The organism is Thalassospira sp. (assembly GCF_048059015.1).
GTDB lineage: Bacteria > Pseudomonadota > Alphaproteobacteria > Rhodospirillales > Thalassospiraceae > Thalassospira.
Genome location: NZ_JBLLNT010000006.1, coordinates 20,856 through 38,905 on the forward strand (window position 1 = coordinate 20,856; position 18,050 = coordinate 38,905).

At 55.6% G+C, this 18,050-nt stretch carries 10 protein-coding genes; all 10 read left to right on the forward strand.

Annotation, left to right across the window (positions count from 1 at the left end; translation table 11 throughout):
* Nucleotides 1-72: 72 nt before the first annotated feature.
* Nucleotides 73-9,924 (forward strand): hypothetical protein, encoded by a 9,852-nt coding sequence (locus ACMZ66_RS09450; protein WP_416936718.1) that lies wholly within the window; start codon nt 73-75, stop codon nt 9,922-9,924.
* Between the two features lie 159 nt (nt 9,925-10,083).
* Nucleotides 10,084-10,218, forward strand: coding sequence for a 50S ribosomal protein L34 (gene rpmH, locus ACMZ66_RS09455; RefSeq protein WP_007091264.1), 135 nt, complete (start codon nt 10,084-10,086; stop codon nt 10,216-10,218).
* A gap of 4 nt (nt 10,219-10,222) precedes the next feature.
* On the forward strand, nt 10,223-10,684 hold the full coding sequence (gene rnpA, locus ACMZ66_RS09460) for a ribonuclease P protein component (protein WP_416936721.1): 462 nt from the start codon (nt 10,223-10,225) through the stop codon (nt 10,682-10,684).
* Nucleotides 10,681-10,992: a membrane protein insertion efficiency factor YidD gene (gene yidD, locus ACMZ66_RS09465; RefSeq protein ID WP_416936723.1), complete on the forward strand. Its 312-nt coding sequence runs from the start codon at nt 10,681-10,683 to the stop codon at nt 10,990-10,992. Before rnpA ends, yidD begins: the two co-directional genes overlap by 4 nt.
* A gap of 44 nt (nt 10,993-11,036) precedes the next feature.
* On the forward strand, nt 11,037-12,746 hold the full coding sequence (gene yidC, locus ACMZ66_RS09470; protein ID WP_416936725.1) for a membrane protein insertase YidC: 1,710 nt from the start codon (nt 11,037-11,039) through the stop codon (nt 12,744-12,746).
* A gap of 72 nt (nt 12,747-12,818) precedes the next feature.
* Nucleotides 12,819-13,481, forward strand: a complete 663-nt coding sequence (gene yihA / locus ACMZ66_RS09475) for a ribosome biogenesis GTP-binding protein YihA/YsxC (protein WP_416936727.1) — start codon at nt 12,819-12,821, stop codon at nt 13,479-13,481.
* A 37-nt stretch (nt 13,482-13,518) separates the two neighbouring features.
* A complete protein-coding gene (gene argB / locus ACMZ66_RS09480) occupies nt 13,519-14,448 on the forward strand; it encodes an acetylglutamate kinase (protein WP_416936729.1) in 930 nt (309 codons plus the stop codon).
* Nucleotides 14,449-14,595: 147 nt separating this feature from the next.
* Complete coding sequence (locus ACMZ66_RS09485; RefSeq protein WP_416936731.1) at nt 14,596-15,621, forward strand: GGDEF domain-containing protein; 1,026 nt, start codon at nt 14,596-14,598, stop codon at nt 15,619-15,621.
* Between the two features lie 220 nt (nt 15,622-15,841).
* Complete coding sequence (gene mtaB / locus ACMZ66_RS09490) at nt 15,842-17,089, forward strand: tRNA (N(6)-L-threonylcarbamoyladenosine(37)-C(2))-methylthiotransferase MtaB (protein ID WP_416936733.1); 1,248 nt, start codon at nt 15,842-15,844, stop codon at nt 17,087-17,089.
* The gene (gene ftsY / locus ACMZ66_RS09495) at nt 17,086-18,021 is read left to right on the forward strand and encodes a signal recognition particle-docking protein FtsY (protein WP_416936735.1); all 936 of its coding nucleotides are present in this window, start codon (nt 17,086-17,088) and stop codon (nt 18,019-18,021) included. The genes mtaB and ftsY overlap by 4 nt, the downstream gene beginning before the upstream one ends.
* Nucleotides 18,022-18,050 lie beyond the last annotated feature (29 nt).

Here is an 18,050-nt window from a genome sequence, read left to right on the forward strand (position 1 = left end):
CAGTCTGCGGATGGCGAAGACGTTGCGACCACGACGGGCTCAATAACGGTTGATGTTGCCGGTGTTGCCGATGTGCCAACGCTCGACGTTGCCGATGCTTCGGGCTCCGAAGACAGTGCGATTGCTCTGGATATCGATGCCGGCCTTACCGACAGCTCTGAAGTTCTGACGATCACGATCTCTGGTGTTCCGGATGGAGCAGAACTCTCTGCCGGTACCGACAATGGTGATGGCACCTGGACGCTTTCGTCTTCTGATCTCGAAGGTCTGACGATCACCCCGGCGGATGATTACAGCGGATCGTTCGACTTGAGCGTTGCCGCCCAGTCAGCTGATGGTGAAGACGTTGCTACCACCACCGGTTCGATCACCGTGGATGTTGCGGGTGTAGCTGACGCACCGACTTTGGATGTTGCTGATGCTTCCGGTTCCGAAGATGCAGCGATTGCACTTGATATCGACGCAGGCCTAACGGATTCCAGCGAGACACTGACGATCACGATCTCCGGCGTTCCGGATGGTGCGGAACTGTCTGCCGGTACGGACAATGGTGACGGTACCTGGACTCTGTCGTCCTCTGACCTCGAAGGTCTGACGATTACCTCGGCTGATGACTTCTCTGGCAGCTTCGATCTAGGTGTTACTGCGACCTCCGCAGATGGCGAGGATGTCGCAACCACGACCGGTTCGATCACGGTTGATGTTGCTGGTGTTGCTGATGCCCCGACTTTGGATGTTGCAGACGCTTCGGGTTCCGAAGACAGTGCGATTGCACTCAACATCGATACCGGTCTGACAGATTCCAGTGAGACGCTGACGATTACCATCTCCGGCGTGCCGGATGGGGCGGAACTGTCGGCCGGTACCGATAATGGTGACGGCATCTGGACACTGTCGTCCTCTGACCTTGAAGGTCTGACGATTACGCCGGCTGACGACTTCTCTGGCAGCTTCGATCTTGGTGTTACCGCGACTTCGGCAGATGGCGAAGACGTTGCAACCACCACGGGCAGCATCACGGTTGATGTGGCGGGTGTTGCCGACGCTCCGACTTTGGATGTCGCAAATGCTTCTGGCTCCGAAGACTTAGCCATCTCGCTTGATATTGATGCGGGACTTACCGACAGTTCCGAAGTTCTGACGATCACTATCTCCGGCGTTCCGGATGGTGCAGAGCTTTCTGCTGGTACGGATAATGGTGACGGCACCTGGACGCTGTCGTCCTCTGATCTCGAAGGTCTGACGATCACGCCTGCTGATGACTTCAGCGGATCGTTCGACTTGAGCGTTACCGCCCAGTCTGCGGATGGCGAGGACGTGGCAACCACCACCGGTTCGATCACGGTTGACGTTGCCGGTGTTGCCGATGCGCCGACGCTTGATGTTGCAGATGCTTCGGGTTCCGAAGACAGCGCAATCGCGCTTGATATTGATGCGAGTTTGACGGACAGCTCTGAAGTTCTGACGATCACGATCTCGGGCGTTCCGGACGGTGCCGAGCTTTCGGCTGGTACCGACAATGGCGACGGCACCTGGACTTTGAGCTCGGATGACCTCGAAGGTCTCACCATCACCCCTGCCGATGACTTCAGCGGTTCGTTTGATCTGAGCGTTACCGCCCAGTCCGCTGATGGCGAGGACGTCGCAACCACCACGGGCAGCATTACTGTTGATGTGGCTGGCGTTGCCGATGCACCAACGCTTGATGTTGCCGATGCTTCGGGTTCCGAAGATTCAGCCATCGCACTGAACATCGATGCCGGCCTTACCGACAGTTCCGAAGTTCTGACGATCACCATCTCCGGTGTTCCGGACGGTGCTGAACTGTCTGCGGGTACCGACAATGGTGATGGCACGTGGACCCTTTCGTCCTCTGACCTTGAAGGTCTGACGATCACGCCTGCCGATGACTTCTCTGGCAGCTTTGATCTTGGTGTCACTGCGACCTCTGCCGATGGCGAGGATATTGCGACCACGACGGGCAGCATTACAGTCGATGTCGCAGGCGTTGCAGACGCCCCGACTTTGGATGTCTCTGACGCTTCGGGTTCCGAAGACAGCGCGATTGCTCTTGATATCGATGCAGGCCTTACCGACAGTTCTGAAGTTTTGACGATCACCATCTCGGGTGTTCCGGATGGCGCGGAACTGTCTGCTGGTACCGATAATGGTGACGGTACCTGGACCCTGTCGTCTTCTGGCCTTGAAGGTCTGACGATTACTCCAGCTGATGACTTCTCTGGCAGCTTCGATCTTGGTGTGACAGCGACCTCCGCAGATGGCGAGGACGTTGCGACGACCACCGGATCGATCACGGTTGATGTTGCCGGTGTCGCCGATGCGCCGACACTCGATGTCGCGGATGCTTCGGGTTCGGAAGATAGTGCAATCGCTCTTAACATCGACGCAGGTCTTACGGATTCCAGTGAGACGCTGACCATCACGATCTCGGGCGTGCCGGATGGGGCAGAGCTGTCTGCCGGTACGGACAATGGTGATGGCACCTGGACGCTTTCGTCTTCTGACCTTGAAGGTCTGACCATTACCCCTGCTGATGACTTCAGCGGTTCGTTCGACTTGAGCGTGACCGCTCAGTCGGCTGATGGTGAAGATATCGCGACCACGACGGGCAGTATTACTGTTGATGTAGCTGGTGTTGCAGACGCGCCGACACTTGATGTTGCCGATGCCTCTGGCTCCGAAGACTCAGCCATCGCACTTGATATCGATGCCGGTCTTACTGACAGCTCGGAAGTTCTGACGATCACGATCTCTGGTGTGCCGGACGGTGCAGAACTGTCTGCCGGTACCGATAATGGTGACGGCACCTGGACGCTGTCATCGTCTGACCTTGAAGGTCTGACGATCACGCCTGCCGATGACTTCAGCGGTTCATTTGACCTGAGCGTTACCGCCCAGTCTGCGGATGGGGAAGACATTGCGACCACCACCGGTTCGATCACGGTCGATGTTGCCGGTGTAGCTGACGCGCCGACTTTGGATGTTGCTGATGCTTCGGGCTCCGAAGATTCAGCTATCGCTCTCGATATCGACGCAAGTCTGACGGATTCCAGCGAGACGCTGACCATCACGATCTCCGGTGTTCCGGATGGTGCCGAACTGTCTGCGGGTACGGATAACGGTGACGGCACCTGGACGCTTTCGTCTTCTGACCTTGAAGGTCTGACCATTACCCCGGCTGATGATTACAGCGGTTCGTTTGATCTGAGCGTCACCGTTCAGTCAGCGGATGGCGAAGACGTTGCGACCACGACGGGCAGTATCACCGTTGATGTTGCTGGTGTTGCTGACGCACCGACACTTGACGTTGCCGATGCTTCGGGTTCGGAAGATTTAGCCATTGCTCTGGATATTGATGCCGGCCTTACCGACAGCTCCGAAGTTCTGACGATCACCATCTCCGGCGTGCCGGACGGTGCGGAACTGTCAGCCGGTACTGATAACGGTGATGGCACCTGGACGTTGTCGTCTTCTGACCTTGAAGGTCTGACGATTACACCGGCTGATGATTATAGCGGTTCGTTTGATCTCGGCGTCACTGCTGAGTTTGCAGATGGTGAAGACGTTGCAACCACCACCGGTTCGATCACGGTCGATGTGGCTGGTGTTGCTGACGCGCCGACACTTGATGTTGCTGACGCTTCGGGTTCCGAAGACAGTGCCATCGCACTGGACATCGATGCCGGTCTTACTGACAGCTCGGAAGTTCTGACGATCACGATCTCTGGTGTGCCGGACGGTGCAGAACTGTCTGCCGGTACCGATAATGGTGACGGCACCTGGACGCTGTCATCGTCTGACCTTGAAGGTCTGACGATCACGCCTGCCGATGACTTCAGCGGTTCGTTTGATCTCGGCGTCACAGCGACCTCTGCGGATGGCGAAGACGTTGCGACCACGACGGGCAGTATCACCGTTGATGTTGCTGGTGTTGCTGACGCACCGACACTTGACGTTGCCGATGCTTCGGGTTCGGAAGATTTAGCCATTGCTCTGGATATTGATGCCGGCCTTACCGACAGCTCCGAAGTTCTGACGATCACCATCTCCGGCGTGCCGGACGGTGCGGAACTGTCAGCCGGTACTGATAACGGTGATGGCACCTGGACGTTGTCGTCTTCTGACCTTGAAGGTCTGACGATTACACCGGCTGATGATTATAGCGGTTCGTTTGATCTCGGCGTCACAGCGACCTCTGCGGATGGCGAAGACGTTGCGACCACCACCGGTTCGATCACTGTTGACGTTGCCGGTGTGGCTGACGCACCGACATTGGATGTTGCTGACGCTTCGGGTTCCGAAGACAGTGCCATCGCACTTGATATCGATGCCGGTCTTACTGACAGCTCGGAAGTTCTGACGATCACGATCTCTGGTGTGCCGGACGGTGCAGAACTGTCTGCCGGTACCGATAATGGTGACGGCACCTGGACGCTGTCATCGTCTGACCTTGAAGGTCTGACGATCACGCCTGCCGATGACTTCAGCGGTTCATTTGACCTGAGCGTTACCGCCCAGTCTGCGGATGGGGAAGACATTGCGACCACCACCGGTTCGATCTCGGTCGATGTTGCCGGTGTAGCTGACGCGCCGACTTTGGATGTCGCTGATGCTTCGGGTTCCGAAGATTTAGCGATTGCTCTGGATATCGATGCTGGCCTTACCGACAGCTCTGAAGTTCTGACGATCACGATCTCCGGTGTTCCGGATGGTGCCGAGCTCTCTGCCGGTACGGATAATGGTGACGGTACTTGGACCCTGTCGTCCTCTGATTTCGAAGGTCTGACCATCACCCCTGCTGATGACTTCAGCGGTTCGTTCGACTTGAGCGTGACCGCTCAGTCGGCTGATGGTGAAGATATCGCGACCACGACGGGCAGTATTACTGTTGATGTAGCTGGTGTTGCAGACGCGCCGACGCTTGATGTGGCGGATGCTTCGGGCTCCGAAGACTCTGCAACCGCTCTGAATATTGATGCAGGTCTTACCGACAGCTCTGAAGTTCTGACGATCACCATCTCGGGCGTTCCGGACGGTGCAGAGCTGTCTGCAGGTACCGACAATGGTGATGGCACCTGGACGTTGTCGTCTTCTGACCTTGAAGGTCTGACGATTACACCGGCTGATGATTATAGCGGTTCGTTTGATCTCGGCGTCACAGCGACCTCTGCGGATGGCGAAGACGTTGCGACCACCACCGGTTCGATCACGGTCGATGTGGCTGGTGTTGCTGACGCGCCGACACTTGATGTTGCCGATGCCTCTGGCTCCGAAGACTTAGCCATCGCACTTGATATCGATGCCGGTCTTACTGACAGCTCGGAAGTTCTGACGATCACGATCTCTGGTGTGCCGGACGGTGCAGAACTGTCTGCCGGTACCGATAATGGTGACGGCACCTGGACGCTGTCATCGTCTGACCTTGAAGGTCTGACGATCACGCCTGCCGATGACTTCAGCGGTTCATTTGACCTGAGCGTTACCGCCCAGTCTGCGGATGGGGAAGACATTGCGACCACCACCGGTTCGATCACGGTCGATGTTGCCGGTGTAGCTGACGCGCCGACTTTGGATGTTGCTGATGCTTCGGGCTCCGAAGATTTAGCTATCGCTCTCGATATCGACGCAAGTCTGACGGATTCCAGCGAGACGCTGACCATCACGATCTCCGGTGTTCCGGATGGTGCCGAACTGTCTGCGGGTACGGATAACGGTGACGGCACCTGGACGCTTTCGTCTTCTGACCTTGAAGGTCTGACCATTACCCCGGCTGATGATTACAGCGGTTCGTTTGATCTGAGCGTCACCGTTCAGTCAGCGGATGGCGAAGACGTTGCGACCACGACGGGCAGTATCACCGTTGATGTTGCTGGTGTTGCTGACGCACCGACACTTGACGTTGCCGATGCTTCGGGTTCGGAAGATTTAGCCATTGCTCTGGATATTGATGCCGGCCTTACCGACAGCTCCGAAGTTCTGACGATCACCATCTCCGGCGTTCCGAACGGTGCAGAACTGTCGGCGGGTACTGATAATGGTGATGGCACCTGGACACTGTCGTCCTCTGACCTTGAAGGTCTGACGATCACGCCTGCGGATGACTTCTCTGGCAGCTTTGATCTTGGTGTTACCGCGACCTCCGCAGATGGCGAAGACGTTGCGACCACCACCGGCTCAATCACGGTTGACGTAGCCGGTGTCGCTGATGTGCCGACGCTTGATGTTGCCGATGCTTCGGGTTCGGAAGACAGTGCCATTGCACTGGACATCGATGCAGGTCTTACCGACAGCTCTGAAGTTCTGACGATCACCATCTCCGGTGTGCCGGACGGTGCAGAACTGTCTGCGGGTACCGATAATGGTGATGGCACCTGGTCTCTGACTTCCGATGATCTTGAAGGGCTGACTGTAACGCCGCCGACGGATTACAGCGGAAGCTTCGATCTGGAAATCACGGCAAGCACGCAAGACGGTGTCGACATTGCCACCGTTACCGATACGGTCATGGTCAATGTCATTGGTGAAGCAGACCTGCCGACGCTTGAAGTGTCTGACGCATCGGGATCGGAAGACTCAGCCATTGCTCTTGATATTGATGCGGGTCTGACGGACAGCTCTGAAATTCTGACGATTACCATCTCTGGTGTTCCAGATGGGGCAGAACTCTCTGCCGGTACGGATAATGGTGACGGTACCTGGACACTGTCATCCTCCGACCTCGAAGGTCTGACGATTACGCCTGCTGATGACTATAGCGGATCGTTTGATCTAAGCGTTTCGGTTACTTCGACCGATGGTGCGGATACTGCGACGGTTACTGACACCATCACGGTTGATGTTGCCGGTGTCGCAGATGTTCCGACGCTTGATGTGGCTGATGCATCTGGCAGTGAAGAGGGCGATATTGCGCTGAGCATAGATGCCGGTCTGACCGATGCGTCCGAAGTTCTGTCGATCACCATTTCTGGTGTACCGGACGGTGCGACGCTGTCGGCTGGTACGGATAACGGTGATGGTACCTGGACGCTGAGTTCGGCTGATCTCGAAGGTCTGATGATCACACCTGCTGATGATTACAGCGGTTCGTTTGATCTAAGTGTTTCGGTTACTTCGACCGATGGTGAGGATACCGCAACCGTTACCGATACTCTGACGGTTGATGTCGCGGGCGTTGCTGACGCGCCGACGCTAGATGTGTCTGATGCATCTGGCAGTGAAGAGGGCGAGATTGCGCTTAGCATAGATGCCGGTCTGACTGATGCGTCCGAGGTTCTGTCGATCACGATCTCTGGCGTGCCGGATGGTGCGACGCTGTCGGCTGGTACCGATAATGGTGATGGCACCTGGACCCTGTCTGCAGACGACCTTGAGGGGCTGACGATTACGCCTGCGGATGATTACAGCGGTTCGTTTGATCTAAGCGTTTCGGTCACGTCGACCGATGGTGAGGATACCGCAACTGTTACAGATACTCTGACGGTTGATGTCGCGGGCGTTGCTGACGCGCCGACGCTTGATGTTGCAGATGCATCTGGCAGTGAAGAGGGCGAGATTGCGCTTAGCATTGACGCGGGTCTGACCGATGCCTCCGAGGTTCTGTCGATCACGATCTCTGGTGTACCGGATGGCGCGACGCTATCTTCTGGTACGGATAATGGCGACGGCACCTGGACACTGTCGTCTTCTGACCTCGAAGGTCTGACGATTACGCCTGCAGACGACTATAGCGGTTCGTTTGATCTGAGCGTTTCGGTTACTTCGACCGATGGTGAGGACACGGCGACGGTTTCGGAAACCATCACGGTGGATGTGGCCGGTGTTGCGGATGCACCGACGCTGGATGTGAGTGATGCTTCTGGCAATGAAGATACCGACATCGCACTTGATATTGATGCGGGTCTTACGGATGCGTCCGAGGTTCTCAGCATCACGATCAGCGGTGTGCCCGATGGTGCTGAACTGTCGGCTGGTACCGATAATGGCGACGGTACCTGGACATTGTCGGTTGCGGATCTTGAAGGTCTGACAATTCGGGCGGACGAGGATTACAGCGGATCGTTTGATCTGGGCATTACCGTGACCTCGACCGATGGCACGGATACCAGCAGCGTTTCTGATACCATCACGGTGGATGTCGCAGGGGTTGCTGATACGCCGTATCTTGATGTTACGGATGCGAGCGGTGATGAGGGCAGCAGTGTTGCCCTTGATATCGACGCCGCTGTCACCGATTCGAGTGAAACCATGACGGTGACCATTTCTGGCGTTCCGAATGGCGCGACCTTGTCGGCCGGGACGAATAATGGGGATGGTACCTGGACGCTAAGTGCTGCCCAGCTGGTCGGTCTGACCATTGCCGCGGCAAGTGATTATTCCGGCACGTTTGAGCTGACCGTATCGGTTCAGTCCCAGGACGGCGATGACACCGCAACCACAACGGCGATCCTTGAAGTCACGATGGAAGAAGTGGCCGCAGGCGATGAAACCCTGTGGGGCACGGAAAACAACGATGTCCTTGAAACCGGGGCAGGCAACGACACGATCGGCGCCGGTGGTGGTCATGACACGATTTCGTCGGGTGATGGGAATGACACCATCTGGGGCGGCGAAGGCAATGATGTGATCTATGCCGGTGACGGTGATAACTCCATCACCGGTGACGGTGGCAATGACTATATTGAAGCCGGATCAGGCAACGACACCATTCATGGTGGCGAGGGTACCAACACCATCTATGGCGGTGCGGGTAGCAACTACATCACCGGCGGCAGCGGCAATGACACCATCTATGCCAGCGACGGTGACAACATCATCTATGCCAATGAAGGCAACAACCATATCCAGACCGGATCGGGTGATGACAGCCTGTATGCCGGGTCTGGCGATGACACGATCCTGGGCGGTGATGGCGACAACTATGTCAGTGCCGGTGAAGGCAAAAACTATGTCGTGACCGGAACAGGCAATGACAACATCACCGCAGGCAGCAGTGATGACCAGATCAGTGCCGGTGACGGGAACAACAATATCAGTGCTGGCGAGGGTAAGAACACGATCTGGAGCGGGTCGGGTGATGACTCGATCAGTGTCGGTTCAGGCGATGACATCATTTCCGCCGGTGACGGCAACAACACGGTCAATGTTGGTGGCGGTCGTAACTATATCGACACGGGCAGTGGCAATGACACCATCACTGCAGGCAGCGACAACGATACCGTGTCGTCGGGTACCGGGAATGACAATATCGACGTTGATGGCGGCAAGAACACTGTCTGGGGTGGGGAAGGTAACGACTCCGTCCATGGCGGTTACGGAGATGACACCTTCTATGGCGGGGATGGCAATGACATTCTTAATGCCGATGGTGGTGACAACTATTTCGACGGTGGGGCGGATAACGATACCCTGACCGGCGGATGGGGCAAGGACACCTTCTATGGCGGTTCTGGCAACGACACGCTTGATAGCGGAGGCAGCGACGACAAGCTTTATGGCGAAGAGGGTGATGACACCCTTTATGGCGGCGCAGGCAAGGACACGCTAAGCGGTGGTGAAGGTAATGACCTGCTATATGGCGGGGATGATGACGACACGCTAATGGGCGGTATCGGTGACGATACGCTTTATGGCGGCGGTGGTTCGGATCTGTTCATCTTTAATATGGGTGAGGGCAGCGACCATGTTGATGGCGGTGCCAACGGCTGGACCACGGATACGATCGAGCTGAATGGCTATAATGGCGGCAAGCTCGACTCGAGTGACTGGACCCTTGTCCTTGATGAGGGCGAAGTCACGAAAAGCAAGGGGCACTCCCTTGAACTGTCCACCGATTCGTCGGGAACGATCGTATTTTCGGACGGTTCCGAGTTGACATTCTCCAATGTCGAACGTATCGAGTGGTGACGAATTCGCATTTCGGGTGCCGTCGGGACAAAATCCCGGCGGCATTGCCGGTTTTCTGGGGGTAATCACCTTGTCACGAGTTGACAGCTCTGGTGTGAAGCCCTATACAGCGGACCTCGAATTTTATCGGATTACCTTATTTAGAACGGAGTAAGTGCAGTGAAGCGCACCTACCAGCCAAGCAAACTCGTACGGAAACGCCGCCACGGCTTCCGTTCCCGCAGCGCGACCGTCGGTGGCCGCCGTGTGCTGACCGCACGCCGCGCCAAGGGCCGCAAGCGTCTGTCGGCCTAATGTTGTGACCATTTCGGTGGAACGCCTTAAAAAGCGTGCGGAATTCCTCCGTGTTGCGGGCACCCGCCGAAAATGGGTTACACAGGGATTGATCCTTCAGGGCGCCCCGCGCCCCGGGATCAAACCGAATACAGAATACGCCGGTGAAGATCGACTCGCCCGAGTCGGGTTTACCGTCACCAAAAAGGTGGGAAAGGCCGTCGTCCGCAATCGCGTTCGGCGGCGTTTGCGTGCTGTGGCAGAGCAATTGATGAGCGAACTCGCATTGCCCGGTTGGGACTATGTCGTGATCGGTCGTGCCCAAACCATTGATCGGCCTTTTGGAAAGCTGATTGATGATATGCGTTTTGCCCTGCGTCGGGTCCCTGATGCCAAGCCGTCTGCACCTGAGGCGCGCCGTCCCCGTAAAGGACGCGGTGCCAACCAGTCAGGCGGTTCGACGAAGGCAGGAGGTCAGGCGAAATGACCTTACCTAGTCCAGCACCCGGTCCCCTTGCCCGTCTTCTTCAAATCGCAGTTCGCGGTTACCAGCTCTTTTTATCGCCTTATATCGGGTGGTCATGCCGCTATCAGCCGACCTGTTCGGCTTTCATGATGGAAGCATTAGCCCGTCATGGGGCAATAAAAGGCGGCTGGATGGGAATTAAACGGATAATGCGTTGCCATCCATGGGGTGGTCATGGTTATGATCCCGTGCCCGGATGTGGCTGCGAACAAAACAAAGCGTCGTCGGATGGTGAAAACCGGTCCCCGGCGCTTTCGTCATGTAAATAGAATATGCGGTCGGCAAAGCTGGCTGAAAAAAGCGGAAAGAGGCGATGAACGAACAACGTAACCTGTGGGTAGCAATTGCATCGGCAGTTGTGATTCTTATCGGGTGGCAATTCTTCTTCGCGCCCGAACCTGATATGCAGGTTCGTGAAGCGCAAGTTCGTGAACAGCTTGATGCAAACGGCACCAACACGCCGCAGGTATCAACCGGACCGAGTGTTCCGGGTGGGCAGCCAGCTGTCCCGACTGTTAAGCGTGAAGATGCGTTGGCGAAATCGCCGCGTATCGCGATTGATACCCCGCGCATCGAAGGTTCGATTCGTCTTGTTGGTGGTGTGATCGACGATATCCAGCTGCAGGATTATCGTGAAACCGAAGAACCTGACAGCCCGCTGATCCATGTTCTGAACCCGACCGGCAGCAATGATGCGTATTTCGCAGAATTCGGCTGGGTTGGTGCAGACAAGTCGCTGAGCGTTCCAAACAGCGACACCCAGTGGACCGCAAGTGCCGACACCCTGACCCCGGACAGCCCGATTACGTTGAGCTGGGATAACGGTGCGGGCCTTACCTTCAAACGTGAAATCTCGATTGATGAGAACTATCTGTTCACCGTCAACCAGTCGGTCGAAAACAACAGCGGTGGCGACGTTACCCTGTATCCGTACGGTTTGATTTCGCGCAAGAACAAGCCGCAGACCGCTGGTTTCTACATCCTGCATGAAGGTCCGCTTGGCGTGATCGACGGCACCCTGACCGAGATCGACTATGACGATCTTGCTGATGATGGTGCAGTTGAAAAGAAAACCACCGGCGGCTGGCTTGGCATTACCGACAAATATTGGCTGGTTGCGCTGGCGCCGTCTGCGGACGAAGAGCTGACCACGCGCTTTAGCCACCATGTTGCTGAAAACGCCGACAAATACCAGACCGACTATCTGGGCGCTGCGCGTACCATTGCCAATGGTAGCGAAGGCAAAGCCGAGACCCGTCTGTTTGCCGGTGCAAAAGAAGTTACCCTTCTTGATACTTATGCCGAAGATTACGGCATCAAGAACTTCGATCTCGCGATCGACTTTGGCTGGTTCTACTTCCTGACCAAACCGTTCTTCCTGTTCCTGCAGTATCTGTATCATCTGGTTGGCAACTTCGGCGTTTCCATCCTGGTCATCACGGTCATCATCAAGGCGATCATGTTCCCGCTTGCGAACAAGTCGTACAAGTCGATGAGCGCGATGAAAAAGCTGCAGCCGCAGATCACCCAGATGCGCGAGCAGTTCAAGGATGATCGTCAGCGTCAGCAGCAGGAAATGATGGCCCTTTACAAGCGTGAGAAGATCAACCCGGCGTCGGGCTGTCTTCCGATCCTTGTTCAGATCCCGGTCTTCTTTGCCCTTTATAAGGTTCTGTTTGTTTCCATTGAAATGCGCCACGCGCCGTTCTTTGGCTGGATTCAGGATCTGTCTGCGCCCGATCCGACCTCGCTGTTCAACCTGTTTGGCCTGATCCCGTGGGATCCGCCGCAGATGCTGATGATCGGTATCTGGCCGTTGATCATGGGTATCACCATGTATCTGCAACAGAAGTTGAACCCGGCGCCGGCTGATCCGACCCAGGCGAAGATCATGATGTTCCTGCCGTTCATCTTTACCTTCATGCTGGCAAGCTTCCCGGCTGGTCTGGTGATCTACTGGGCATGGAACAACCTGCTGTCGATCGCTCAGCAACGTTACATCATGTACAAGATGGGGGTTTAACCCCCCATCTACCCCTTATGGGTTTAATTTCCCCTTGGGGAGAATCCCCGCACAGTCGGGGAAGGAATGACAATGACACAAGAAAACCTGCCGTCGGATACTGCTATTCCGAAGCATGAAGACTCAGTGATCGAAGCCGGGCGGAAGCTTTTTAGCCGCCCGGTTAACTTCGTTCTTGGCGTGGCTCAGCTTGAGCAACTCCCGCCTGAGGAAAAAACCGAGATCTGTTTTGCCGGTCGTTCAAACGTGGGCAAGTCCAGCCTGATCAACGCGATCACGGGCCGCAAGGACATTGCACGTACGTCAAACACGCCCGGTCGCACCCAGCAGCTCAACTATTTTGATCTCGATGGTGCATGCTATGTCGTGGACTTGCCGGGCTATGGCTTTGCCCAGGCGCCAAAGGACATTGTTGATACCTGGCACAATCTGATCAAACAGTATCTGCGTGGGCGCGTAACCCTGCGTCGCGTGTTTGTCCTGATTGATTCCAGACATGGCTTCAAAAAGGCCGATCTTGATATGATGAAGCTGCTTGATGAGTCGGCCGTGCCATATCAGGTTGTGCTGACCAAGTCGGACAAGCTAAAAAAGGGACAGCTTGAAAAACGCATCAAGGAAGTGGTTGAGGCATTGGTGAAACATCCGGCCGCCCTGCCACAGATTTTTGCAACTTCGAGTGAGAAAAATACCGGACTTGCCGAGCTGCGGGCAGAGATTTCGACACTGCTTTAGCATCACTGGGTTCATCGCTTAGATATGGGGAAGTGAGATGAACGAAGAAATCCGTTCTGAAGAAGATCAATCGGAATCCAGCGCCTACCGGACGCTGGCACGTGCCAAAGTTCTTTCCGAGGCTCTTCCCTATATGCGACAATTCAACGGTCAGACGATCGTGATCAAGTACGGCGGACATGCCATGGGTGATCCGGAACTGGCCCGTCTGTTTGCCCAGGACATGGTCCTGCTCAAGCAGGTCGGCATGAACCCGATCGTGGTGCATGGCGGTGGTCCGCAGATTGGCCAGATGCTCAAGCAGCTCAATATCCAGTCTGAATTCGTTGATGGTCTTCGTGTGACCGATCAGCAGACCATCGACGTTGTCGAAATGGTGCTGGCGGGCAAGATCAACAAGGAAATCGTCTCGAACATCAATGCGGCTGGTGGCATTGGTGTCGGCCTGTGTGGCAAGGATGCGCACCTGATTACGGCACGCAAACTGACGCGCACGAAGCGTGACCCGGAAAGCAATATCGAAAAAGTTCTCGATCTCGGCTTTGTTGGTGAACCTGAAAAGGTGAACCCGCATGTGCTTGATTGCTTCATCAATACCGACATTATTCCGGTTATTTCACCGATTGGTGTTGGTGAAGACGGTCAGACATACAATATCAATGCTGACACGGCTGCTGGTGCGATTGCCAAAGCCGTGGGCGCACGTCGCCTTTATATGCTGACGGACGTAAAAGGCATCCTTGATCAGGACAAGAACCTTGTTCGCGATGCCGACACGGACCACATAAATGCAATGATCGCCGATGGTACGATCCAGGGCGGCATGATCCCGAAAACTGAAACCTGCATGGATGCAGTTCAGAACGGGGTTGAGGCCGCTGTGATCGTCGATGGTCGTGCACCACATGCCGTCTTGCTGGAGCTGTTCACCGAGCGCGGTGCTGGAACGATGATCCGAGGGAACTAAAGTCGAGGACGAACCAGTACTTTGGTATAGCTTACTATGACGTATATCTGGCTCCGCGAGATGAATTAGGATATGTTGTGGTCAATTGTTGTGCAGTATATGCATAACTTATTGATTAGACTATTAAAAATAGCTGGAGCAACCGTTGTGCCGACGACGGAAAAACAGGTGACACGCCATTGGGATTACGCCGAAGCGACGCTTAAGGCGCTTCGCGACAGGGGCCTTCGACCTACCCCTGAACTATACCATGTCTGGTTCGTCTATTTCGCCGAAGAGAACCCCGAAATTCTCCGCGTCATCGACGCTGTACAGGCCAGTGGTGATGATCTGGCCGAAGACACGCTTCTTCAGCTTTATTACCGATATATCTTTGACCGCCAGGCGGCGGACTTCCTGCAGCGCGGGATGGAAGATTTCTCAGAACTGGTCGAAAACAGCGACGAGTGCCTGATGACCGCGCGCACCGGTCTGCGCGGTTATGGCGAACTTCTGCAAAAATCGGCCAAGACCCTTAAGAAGCATAAGGAAATTGCGCCGGTCATCGCGGAAATCGCCGAAAAAACCGACGATATGCATCAGACGATTGATAACCTTCATAAGCGTCTTGATAGCTATCTGAACCGGGTTGCCCTTCTGCAGCGTGAGCTGGATGAAACCCGCGAGCGGTCCTACACCGACGGTCTGACACGCGTTTCCAACCGCATGCATTTCGAAGAACAGCTGACGATGCTCGCTGCCGAATATGATAAGTCGGACACGCCGGAACCGTTCTGTGTGATGATGGTCGACCTTGATCAATTCAAGGCGGTCAATGACCGGTTTGGTCACCGGATCGGTGATGAAATTCTGGTTCTGATCGCATCGATGCTGAAAGCCAACATCAAGGGTCGTGACATTGTTGCGCGCTATGGCGGGGATGAATTCGCAATCCTGCTGCCACAGACGCCGTTGGCAGATGCCATGTCACTGGCCCAGGATATGAGCAAGCGCATCGCAGCACGCGAGATCAAGGCAAAGAATTCCGGCACCTCCTATGGTCAGATGACCGTATCGGTCGGCGCTGCTGAATACATTGCCGGCGAAGGTGGTGCGAAGCTGATTGACCGTGCTGATAGCGCGCTTTACCGGGCCAAGAAAGACGGGCGTAACCGCCATTTCGCCGCTGAGTAGGGCGAAATCTACTTTTGATATCAAAATGGCGCTTTGTTTTGCGCGCCTGATGCATGCGAGCCATGACAGCCGCAGACTTGCATTGAAGCGTTCAAAAGCGTATGTAACCAGCGCCCGGCACGGTCATTGATCCTGCCGGGCGTTCCGCACTTGGCGCATTGATTTGATTTGCGCAGGCGGAATGTTTCCCGAACTTGAGATAGATCGCAGAATGCCGAGCATGAAAGAGCCGCGCGTCGTTACATTTGGTTGCCGCCTTAACACCTACGAGTCCGAGGTGATGCGCGACCATGCCAAAAATGCCGGTCTGGATGACGCGATCATCATCAATACCTGTGCGGTCACGACCGAAGCCGAACGTCAGGCGCGTCAAAGCATTCGCCGCCTGCGTCGTGAAAACCCCGATGCCAAGATTTTCGTGACCGGCTGCGCGGTTCAGGTAAACCCGGAAAAATTCGCCAAGATGGGCGAAATCGACCGCATCTTTGGCAACGATGCCAAGATGAAGGCCGAAACGTTCCTGATGCCCGAACATGAACGTGTTGTCGTCAATGACATCATGTCGGTCGAAGAAACTGCAAGCCATCTGGTGTCGGGTTTTGAGGGCCGTGCACGCGCCTTTGTTCAGGTCCAGAATGGCTGCGATCATCGTTGTACCTTCTGCATCATCCCGTTCGGCCGCGGTAATTCACGCAGTGTTCCGATTGGCGAGATCGTAAGCCAGGTGCGTGAACTGGTTGCCAATGGCTATGGCGAAGTGGTTCTGACCGGCGTTGATATCACGTCCTATGGTCACGATCTTCCGGGCCAGCCGACATTGGGCCAGATGTCGCGCCGTCTTCTGGCACAGGTACCGGAACTGCCGCGCCTGCGCATTTCATCGATTGACCCGGTCGAGGTCGACGAAGACCTGTTCCGTCTGATCGAAACCGAACCGCGCCTGATGCCGCACATGCATATCAGCCTGCAGGCAGGTGATGACATGGTGCTGAAACGTATGAAGCGCCGCCATCTGCGTCAGGACGTAATTGATTTCTGCAATAAGGTCCGCGAGCTTCGCCCGGATGTGACCTTTGGGGCGGATATCATTGCCGGCTTCCCGACCGAAACCGACGAGATGGCGGAAAACACCCTTCGCCTTGTTGATGAATGCGGTCTGATTTACCTGCATGTCTTCCCGTATTCTTCGCGCCCGGGAACCCCGGCGGCAAAGATGCCCCAGGTGCCCAAGGACCTGCGCAAGGAACGCGCAGCGGCCCTTCGCGAGGCAGGTGACGTTCAACTGAACACCTTCCTGAAATCACGCATCGGCATGACCGAGAATGTGTTGGTTGAAAAGGAAAATACCGGCCATACGGAGCATTTTGCTCCCGTTCTGCTTGATCGCGTGATAGAAGCGGGCACGATAGCAAAAGCCAAGGTCACCGGCCTTGAAGATGGAAAACTAATTGCGGAGCTTGTGGGATGAGTGAAGAGGGGAAGAAAAGCTGGTTTAGCCGCCTGAAAGACGGGCTAAAACGGTCCTCCTCAAAACTAACCACCGGGATTTCCGACATCTTCACCAAGCGTCGTCTTGATGATGACGCGCTTGAAGAATTCGAAGACCTTCTCATAACATCGGATCTGGGTGTCACGACCGCTGCCAAGCTGAGCGCGGAACTGGCCAAAACCCGTTTCGACAAAGAAGTCGATTCCGCCGAAATCCAGGAATTCATTTCCGAAGAAGTCGCCAAAATCCTTGAGCCGGTGGCAAAGCCGCTGGTGATTGACGCAACCAAGAAGCCCCATGTGGTTCTGGTGGTTGGCGTGAATGGATCGGGTAAAACCACCACGATTGGCAAGCTTGCCAAATCTTACAAGGATCAGGGCCTTAAGGTCATGATGGCGGCAGGCGATACGTTCCGTGCAGCAGCCGTCGAGCAGCTTAAAGTCTGGGGTGAGCGCACCGATTGCCCGGTGATCGCACGCGATACTGGTGCGGATGCGGCGGGTCTTGCCTTTGATGCGATCGATCAGGCCCAGCGCGAAGGCTATGACCTTTTGCTGATTGATACGGCCGGTCGTTTGCAAAACAAGGCGCATCTGATGGATGAGCTTAAAAAGATCGTCCGCGTGATCAAGAAGCGCGATGAAAGCGCACCGCATGACACGCTTTTGGTGCTGGACGCCACCACCGGTCAGAACGCCCATTCACAGGTTGAAACCTTTGGCGAGGCGACCAATGTTTCCGGTCTGATCGTGACCAAGCTTGATGGCACGGCAAAGGGCGGTGTAGTCGTGGCGCTGGCCGAGAAGTTCGGCAAGCCTGTCCATGCGATCGGTGTCGGTGAATTTGCCGAAGATCTGCGTCCGTTCGAAGCCAAATCCTTTGCGCGCAGCCTTGCTGGATTGGCGGACTGATCTGTCTCAAAGCTGAGATGACGCAGAAT

Bases quoted from the DNA above. Each gene is read 5' to 3' on its own strand.
- yidD (WP_416936723.1), top strand. From the start codon at position 10,681: ATGACCTTACCTAGTCCAGCACCCGGTCCCCTTGCCCGTCTTCTTCAA.
- yidC (WP_416936725.1), top strand. From the start codon at position 11,037: ATGAACGAACAACGTAACCTGTGGGTAGCAATTGCATCGGCAGTTGTG.
- yihA (WP_416936727.1), top strand. From the start codon at position 12,819: ATGACACAAGAAAACCTGCCGTCGGATACTGCTATTCCGAAGCATGAA.
- argB (WP_416936729.1), top strand. From the start codon at position 13,519: ATGAACGAAGAAATCCGTTCTGAAGAAGATCAATCGGAATCCAGCGCC.
- mtaB (WP_416936733.1), top strand. From the start codon at position 15,842: ATGAAAGAGCCGCGCGTCGTTACATTTGGTTGCCGCCTTAACACCTAC.
- ftsY (WP_416936735.1), top strand. From the start codon at position 17,086: ATGAGTGAAGAGGGGAAGAAAAGCTGGTTTAGCCGCCTGAAAGACGGG.